The organism is Maricaulis sp., assembly GCF_015665295.1.
Taxonomy (GTDB): Bacteria; Pseudomonadota; Alphaproteobacteria; order Caulobacterales; family Maricaulaceae; genus Maricaulis.
On record NZ_JADFAJ010000007.1, the window covers coordinates 149,856 to 156,227 of the forward strand.

Sequence of the window (6,372 nt, forward strand, 5' to 3'; positions counted from 1 at the left end):
CTCCGCGCGCACCCGTTTCCTGTCGCAGGAACCGGGTGGGCGTCCGCGTCCAGCCCCGGCAAGGTCGCATCACCCGTCAAACAGGAGACACGTCATGTCCTTTTCCATTACCGGTCTCGATCCGGCAGCCTTCACACCGCTCTTCGGCCTGTCCGACAGGGCACTCGCCGATCGCGGAATCGTCCGGGTCACCGCCACAGCCAAGCCCGGTTTTCCGTGCCGGATCACACTGGAAGATGCCGAGCCGGGCGAAACCCTGCTCTTGCTCAATTACGAGAGCCACACGGCCGATACACCCTATCGTTCTGCCTGTGCGATCTATGTCCGGGAAAGCGCCCGCGAAGCCCCGGCCTGGCACGACGCGGTTCCGCCGGTGATGCGCGGCCGTCCCCTCGCCCTTCGCCTGTTCGATGACGCGGGCATGCTGGTCGGCGCCGACCTGGCGCTGGACGGAGACCCGACCGGCAAGATCGAGGCGGCGCTGGCCCGCGAGGACGTCGCCCATATCGACGTCCACAACGCCGCGCACGGATGCTTTGCGGCGCGGGTCAATCGCGGCTAGCCGACCAGGGCTACTCGCCGGCCGGATAATAGGTCGGCGAGCCCGGCCCGACTGGCAGGTCAAAACCGAAAGTCCACAGGAAGAAAAAGCCGGACCAGAAAAGCAGGAAGAAAATCGTGTATGGCAACATCATCGCGATCAGCGTGCCGACGCCCAGATTGCGGTCATAGCGCGTCGCCCAGGCGAGGATGAGGCCGAAATAGCTCATCATGGGCGTGATGATATTGGTCGATGAGTCACCGATCCGGTAGGCCGCCTGGATCACTTCCGGGGCGTAGCCGATCAGCATCAGCATCGGCACGAAGATCGGCGCCGTCACGGCCCACTGGGCCGAGGCCGAGCCGAGCGACAGGTTGATTACTGCACACATCAGGATGAACAGGAAAAAGACCAGCGGCCCTGTCAGTCCGCTATCCTGAAGAAATTGCGCACCGGTCACCGCGGTGATCGCGCCGAGATTGGTCCAGCCGAAAAAGGCGACAAACTGGGCCGCGAAGAAGACGAGAACAATGTAAAGGCCCAATGAGCCAAGCGCCGCCGCCATCGCATTGATGACGTCCCGGTCCGTCTTCATCGACCCGGTCGCGCGGCCATAGGCATAGCCGCCAGCGACGAAGAAGATCAGGATCCAGACCACAAATCCGCGAAAGAATGGCGAATTGATGCGGTCACCGGTCTCGGGATTGCGCAGCACACCCCATTCAGGCACCAGGGTCAGCGCCATCAGGCCAAAGACGGCCAGAATGGCAAGACCGGCCCACCCCAGACCCTTGCGCTCACTGTCCTGCAAAGGCTGCATCATGTTCTTGTCGAGCACACTCTCATCGGCCCGAGACGGGTCGTAATCACCCAGTTTCGGCTCAACGATGAAGATGGTCACCAGCGACCCGATCGCGGTGATCAGGAAGGTCGAGGCGAACATGAAGTACCAGTTGGCAGTGGCGACCACGACATAGTCGGGATCGATCAGGCGCGCGGCTTCCTGGGTGATGCCTGCGAGCAGCGGGTCGATCGTGCCGATCAGGAGATTGGCGCTATAGCCTCCCGACACACCAGCGAATGCCGCCGCCATGCCGGCAAGCGGATGACGTCCCAATGCGTAGAAAATCGCACCCGCAAGCGGGATCAGGACGACATAGCCGACCTCGGATGCCGTGTTGGAGACAATACCGGCGAAGACGATGGCGACCGTCACGACATGGCGCGGGGCTGACAGAACCATGCCGCGAACCGCTGCTGAAAGCAGGCCGGACCGTTCCGCCACGCCGACACCCAGCATCGCGACCAGCACCACGCCGAGTGGCGCAAAGCCGGTGAAATTCGTGACCAGGCTGGTCCATATCCGGCGGACACCATCCCCGTTGAGCAAGCTGACGACACGGATCATCCCGTCCTCGGCCACACCCCGCCCGCCGGCCGGTCGAGGGTCCTCAACCGCCAGTCCGAAAGAGCCCAGAAGGCCGGAGAGAAGCACGATCCCCACTGCCAGAAGGGCAAACAGAGTCACCGGATGCGGCAGAAGGTTTCCGAGCCACTCAACGCCATCGAGGAAGCGGGTAAAGGCGCCACGGCGTTTGTCATCGGCCTGGTGCGGGGTGTCGGTCATGGCAATTACCTTCGAATATCGGCGGCAACCCTGGTCCCGGTCGGCACGCCCTGGTGTCAGATCCGTGTCTCAGTAGGACCGGGTCGGCATGAATGGCAGCAAGACGCCACTCTCGGTGATCACGAAATAGCAGATCCAGGCAATCGAGGTCGCGATCGTGGTCCACCACATTTTCCGCATCATGTTGGGTGCCTGCGGCGCCCCCGGTTCAGAGCCGGAGACCACCTCGCCGGTCTCTTCCTGCGAGCGCACACCGATCGGCAGCATGGTGAAGAAGAAGAGCCACCAAACGATGAGGAAGACGACAAGTCCATTGATGATGCCGACCCCGCCATCGCGGACGAAAAAACCCTTGAGCCAGAGCATGGCGGCGATGGCGACCGGCAGATAGCCGAGATAGCGTTTCATCGCATCGGCTCCTGCATCAGCTCGATCAGCTGGCCATGACTGTCCTTGGGATGGATGAAGATCACCGGCACGCCATGCGCGCCGATATAGGGCTCGCCCGTCCCGAGCACGGTGGCGCCCTTGGCGAGCATGTCGTCGCGGGCGGCGATGATGTCGGCGACCTCGAAGCAGATATGGTGCTGGCCACCCTTGGGGTTGCGTTCGAGGAATTTATGAAGCGGGCTGGCCTCGCCGGACGGTTCGATCAGCTCGATCTCGGAATTGGCGAGATGGACAAACGCCACCTTCACACCCAGATGCGGGAAATCCCTCGTCTCGGTCGCGTCATCGGCGCCGTAGAGGTCGGCATAGGTCTTCTTGGCCGCCTCGATATCGGGCACAGCCACGCCAACATGGTTCAAACGTCCGATCTTCATCGACGATCTCCCTTGTTCAGACTTCCAGTATCATGATCTCGACCCAAGGCTTCTTGCCCCAGATGCGGCTTGCCTCGCGGCGCACGCCTCGGCGGACTTCTTCCTCGGCCAGTTCGACATCGCGGCGGTCACGCTTTGACAGACGCCCAAAGGCACGCTCGGCCTCATCCGCCATGGCATCGGCGAAATCATCCAGCGAGGTTTCGGCATCTTCCGGCACGCCCTGGAGGCGGACTTCCGGGCCGGAAATGATCTCGCCCTTCTCGCTCACCGCCATCGCCAGCGTCACCTGACCGGCATGGGCCAACTTGCGGCGTTCGCGCATCGAGGCGGCACCGGCATCGACGAGGAAATTGCCGTCGACATGAAGCCGGCTGGCTGGCGCTTCATCGACGATGGAGGCCGTCCCGTCCGAGCGGATCTGCACCATGTCGCCATTGCGCACCGAAACGGCATGCGGCACCTGGAGTTCACGGGCGAAGTCGGCATGCTCCAGCAGGTGACGGCGCTCGCCATGCACGGGGATGGCGACCTGCGGCTTGGCCCAGGCATACATTTGCGCCAGCTCGTCACGGCAGGGATGGCCGGAGACGTGGATCGGCCGGGTCTTCTCGGTGATGATGTGGACACCCCGCTCGGCGAGCTGGTTCTGCAGCTCGAAAATACCCAGCTCATTGCCCGGAATGACCCGGCTGGAAAAGATCACCGTATCGCCATTGCTGAGCGAGACATTGCGGTGATTGCCAGCAGCGATGCGCGACAGGGCGGCGCGCGGCTCGCCTTGCGACCCGGTGCACAGGTAGAGGATTTTCTCCGGCGGCAGAAAGCCGGCCTCTTCCTCACTGATGAAATCCTGCACGTGGCTGAGCAATCCAACCGCCTTGGCGGCGGCGGTCATGCGATGCATCGAGCGCCCGACCAGGCAGACCCGGCGGCCATTGGCCTCGGCGGCCTCGACCGAAGACTGCAGACGCGCAACATTCGAGGCGAAGGCCGCGATCGCCACCTTGCCGGTCTTGTGCTCACCGACAACCTTGATCAGCTCGTCGCGGACATCGCCTTCCGAGCCGCTTTCGCCGGGCGAGAACACATTGGTGCTGTCGCAGATCATCGCCAGCACACCTTCCTCGCCGATGGCGGAAATGGCGTCGCTGTCGGTGACCTCGCCGATCATCGGCGCCGGATCGATTTTCCAGTCACCGGTGTGCAGCACCATGCCGGCCGGTGTGCGGATCGCGATACCGTTCGGCTCTGGAATGGAGTGGGTCAGCGTGATCAGCTGCAGATCGAAAGGCCCGAGATCGAAACGACTGTCGAGCGCAATCTCGTGCAGCTCGACCTCCTCGATCAGGCCGTATTCGCGCAGGCGGTCGCGGACCAGCCAGGCGGTAAAGGGCGTCGCCCAGATCGGACAGCGCAGCTTGCGCCAGAGATGGGCCACGGCGCCCATATGGTCTTCATGGGCATGCGTCAGCACCATGCCGATCAGATCGTCGCGGCGTTCCTCGATGAAGCGCGGATCGGGCATGATGAGATCAACGCCCGGTGTCGTCAGATCACCGAATGTCACACCGCAATCGACAATGATCCATTTTTGTTTCCCCGCCGGCCCGTAGCCGTAGAGATTGAGGTTCATGCCGATTTCGTTCGATCCGCCGAGCGGCAGGAAATAGAGGCTATCGGTCACGTATCGGTACCGCCATTGAGTTTCCAGACTTCGAGAAGGCCGCGAATGGTCAGATCCGCGTCGTAGTGGTCGATAGCTTTCGAGGCACCGTCAAACAGCGAGACGACGCCGCCGGTCGCGACCACGGTCATGGGTTGGGCGTACTCGGTCTTGAGGCGATGGACCAGCCCGTCGATCAGGTCGATATAGCCCCAGAACACGCCCGACTGCATGGCCGAGACGGTGTCCTTGCCCATGACCTGAGACGGTTTCGCGATTGCCACCCGAGGCAGCTTTGCCGCGGCCGCGTGGAGCGCCTGCATGGACAGGTTGATCCCCGGGGCAATTATCCCGCCCTCAAAGGCGCCGTCGGCTGCAATGACGTCAAAGGTCGTCGCGGTGCCACTGTCGATGATGATCAGCGCGCCCTCATACACGGCCCGCGCACCGAGCGCGTTGACGAGGCGATCAGCCCCGGCGTCCTGCGGTCGCTCGAGGCGAACCTCGATATCCATCCGAACACCGGGCTCCCCCACGATGATCGGTTCCGCCTTGAAATAGCGCCGGGACAGGTTGCGCAGGTTGAACAGGGCCTGCGGCACCACGGTTGAAATCACACAGTCCGTAATTTCGGAAAAGTCGCGTCCCTGCAGGGCCATCAACTGTGACAGCCAGACCGCGTGCTCATCCGCCGTACGCGTCGAGTCGGTACCGGAGCGCCATTGCGCCACCCAGTCGGTGCCGTCATGGATGGCGAACAGCGTATTGGTATTGCCGCAATCGATTGCGAGCAGCATGGCTATCCTTTCATCCCCGGGCCGGGGAAAAACACGTCACCTGCGGAGATATACCGGCGACCGCCGCCGACCAAGTCCAGTCGCAGTGCGCCGTCGGGGCCAAGGTCCGCAAAGATACCTTTCAGGGTCTCGCCCTCAAGGCGGGCCTCGCAAATTTCGCCCAGCCCGTGCGCCCGGGTCAGCCAGCGGTCCCGCACCGGCCCGAACCCGCCGAGTTGCCAGGACTGGCGCTCTCGCTCGAAGGCGGTAATCAGGATATCCAGCGCCGCTCGCGGTGCCAGCGCCTGGCCATGCCGGGCCAGGGCGGTCGCCGGACGTTCGGAATCGTCCGGCGCTTCGGCAAGATTGATACCGATCCCGACCGCGAGCCAAAGCCCGCCTCCGGGTGCCGGGCCGCTTTCCAGCAGGATACCGGCAACCTTGCGGCCACCCACCAGCGCGTCATTGGGCCATTTCAGCCGGGTCAGCGCCGGATCACCTGTCGCCGCATCGCAGACCGCGCCGACGGCGTTCGCCGCGGCAAAGGACAGCTCGGCTGCCCGGCCTGGTTCGCATTGCAGGGTGTAAAGGCCAGTGGTGAAAAGATTTCCCGACAGGCCCGACCAGGCCCGGCCGCGCCGACCCCGTCCGGCCGTCTGGCGCCTCGCGGCAAGCCAGAGCGGGCCCCGCTCGCCAGCGATGGCCCGCTCCGTGATATCGGCATTGGTCGAGGCGGTTTCCTCGACCCATTCGATACGGGGCTGATCGGCGGACAAGGCGCTAGAGCAGCGCCAGTCCGACCGAATAGGCGCGGAAGACCAGCCAGCCGAGAACCGGCAGGAGCAGCACGGTCGCCAGACCGGCGATGCGCGCGATCCAGTAGGTCGACACGGCCGACGGCACGAATTCGACTTCCGAGCTATCGAACCAGATCACCT

Annotated in this window: 7 protein-coding genes; 1 reads left to right on the plus strand and 6 read right to left on the minus strand. The window is 63.5% G+C overall.

The features are described 5' to 3' along the window. Positions 1-94 precede the first annotated feature (94 nt). Positions 95-562, plus strand: coding sequence for a DUF1203 domain-containing protein (locus QZZ02_RS03985; RefSeq protein ID WP_291842549.1), 468 nt, complete (start codon positions 95-97; stop codon positions 560-562). 10 nt (positions 563-572) lie between these two features. Here the strand turns inward: QZZ02_RS03985 and QZZ02_RS03990 are convergent, their stop codons facing one another. The 6 genes from QZZ02_RS03990 to QZZ02_RS04015 all read right to left on the minus strand — a co-directional run bounded on the left by QZZ02_RS03990 (position 573) and on the right by QZZ02_RS04015 (position 6,210). After that, a complete protein-coding gene (locus QZZ02_RS03990) occupies positions 573-2,168 on the minus strand; it encodes an AbgT family transporter (RefSeq protein WP_291842550.1) in 1,596 nt (531 codons plus the stop codon). Positions 2,169-2,237: 69 nt separating this feature from the next. Continuing rightward, a complete protein-coding gene (locus QZZ02_RS03995; RefSeq protein ID WP_291842551.1) occupies positions 2,238-2,576 on the minus strand; it encodes a DUF1467 family protein in 339 nt (112 codons plus the stop codon). Continuing rightward, positions 2,573-2,992, minus strand: a complete 420-nt coding sequence (gene mce / locus QZZ02_RS04000; protein ID WP_291842552.1) for a methylmalonyl-CoA epimerase — start codon at positions 2,990-2,992, stop codon at positions 2,573-2,575. The genes QZZ02_RS03995 and mce overlap by 4 nt, the downstream gene beginning before the upstream one ends. 16 nt (positions 2,993-3,008) lie before the next feature. After that, a complete protein-coding gene (locus QZZ02_RS04005; RefSeq protein ID WP_366511496.1) occupies positions 3,009-4,628 on the minus strand; it encodes a ribonuclease J in 1,620 nt (539 codons plus the stop codon). A gap of 47 nt (positions 4,629-4,675) precedes the next feature. Then, on the minus strand, positions 4,676-5,455 hold the full coding sequence (locus QZZ02_RS04010) for a type III pantothenate kinase (RefSeq protein WP_291842554.1): 780 nt from the start codon (positions 5,453-5,455) through the stop codon (positions 4,676-4,678). Positions 5,456-5,457: 2 nt separating this feature from the next. Further along, positions 5,458-6,210 (minus strand): biotin--[acetyl-CoA-carboxylase] ligase, encoded by a 753-nt coding sequence (locus tag QZZ02_RS04015; protein WP_291842555.1) that lies wholly within the window; start codon positions 6,208-6,210, stop codon positions 5,458-5,460. Between the last annotated feature and the right edge of the window lie 162 nt (positions 6,211-6,372).

Excerpts from the sequence above, each read along its gene's own strand:
- QZZ02_RS03985 (WP_291842549.1), top strand. The coding sequence starts at position 95 with ATGTCCTTTTCCATTACCGGTCTCGATCCGGCAGCCTTCACACCGCTC.
- QZZ02_RS03990 (WP_291842550.1), bottom strand. The coding sequence starts at position 2,168 with ATGACCGACACCCCGCACCAGGCCGATGACAAACGCCGTGGCGCCTTT.
- QZZ02_RS03995 (WP_291842551.1), bottom strand. The coding sequence starts at position 2,576 with ATGAAACGCTATCTCGGCTATCTGCCGGTCGCCATCGCCGCCATGCTC.
- mce (WP_291842552.1), bottom strand. The coding sequence starts at position 2,992 with ATGAAGATCGGACGTTTGAACCATGTTGGCGTGGCTGTGCCCGATATC.
- QZZ02_RS04005 (WP_366511496.1), bottom strand. The coding sequence starts at position 4,628 with ATGAACCTCAATCTCTACGGCTACGGGCCGGCGGGGAAACAAAAATGG.
- QZZ02_RS04010 (WP_291842554.1), bottom strand. The coding sequence starts at position 5,455 with ATGCTGCTCGCAATCGATTGCGGCAATACCAATACGCTGTTCGCCATC.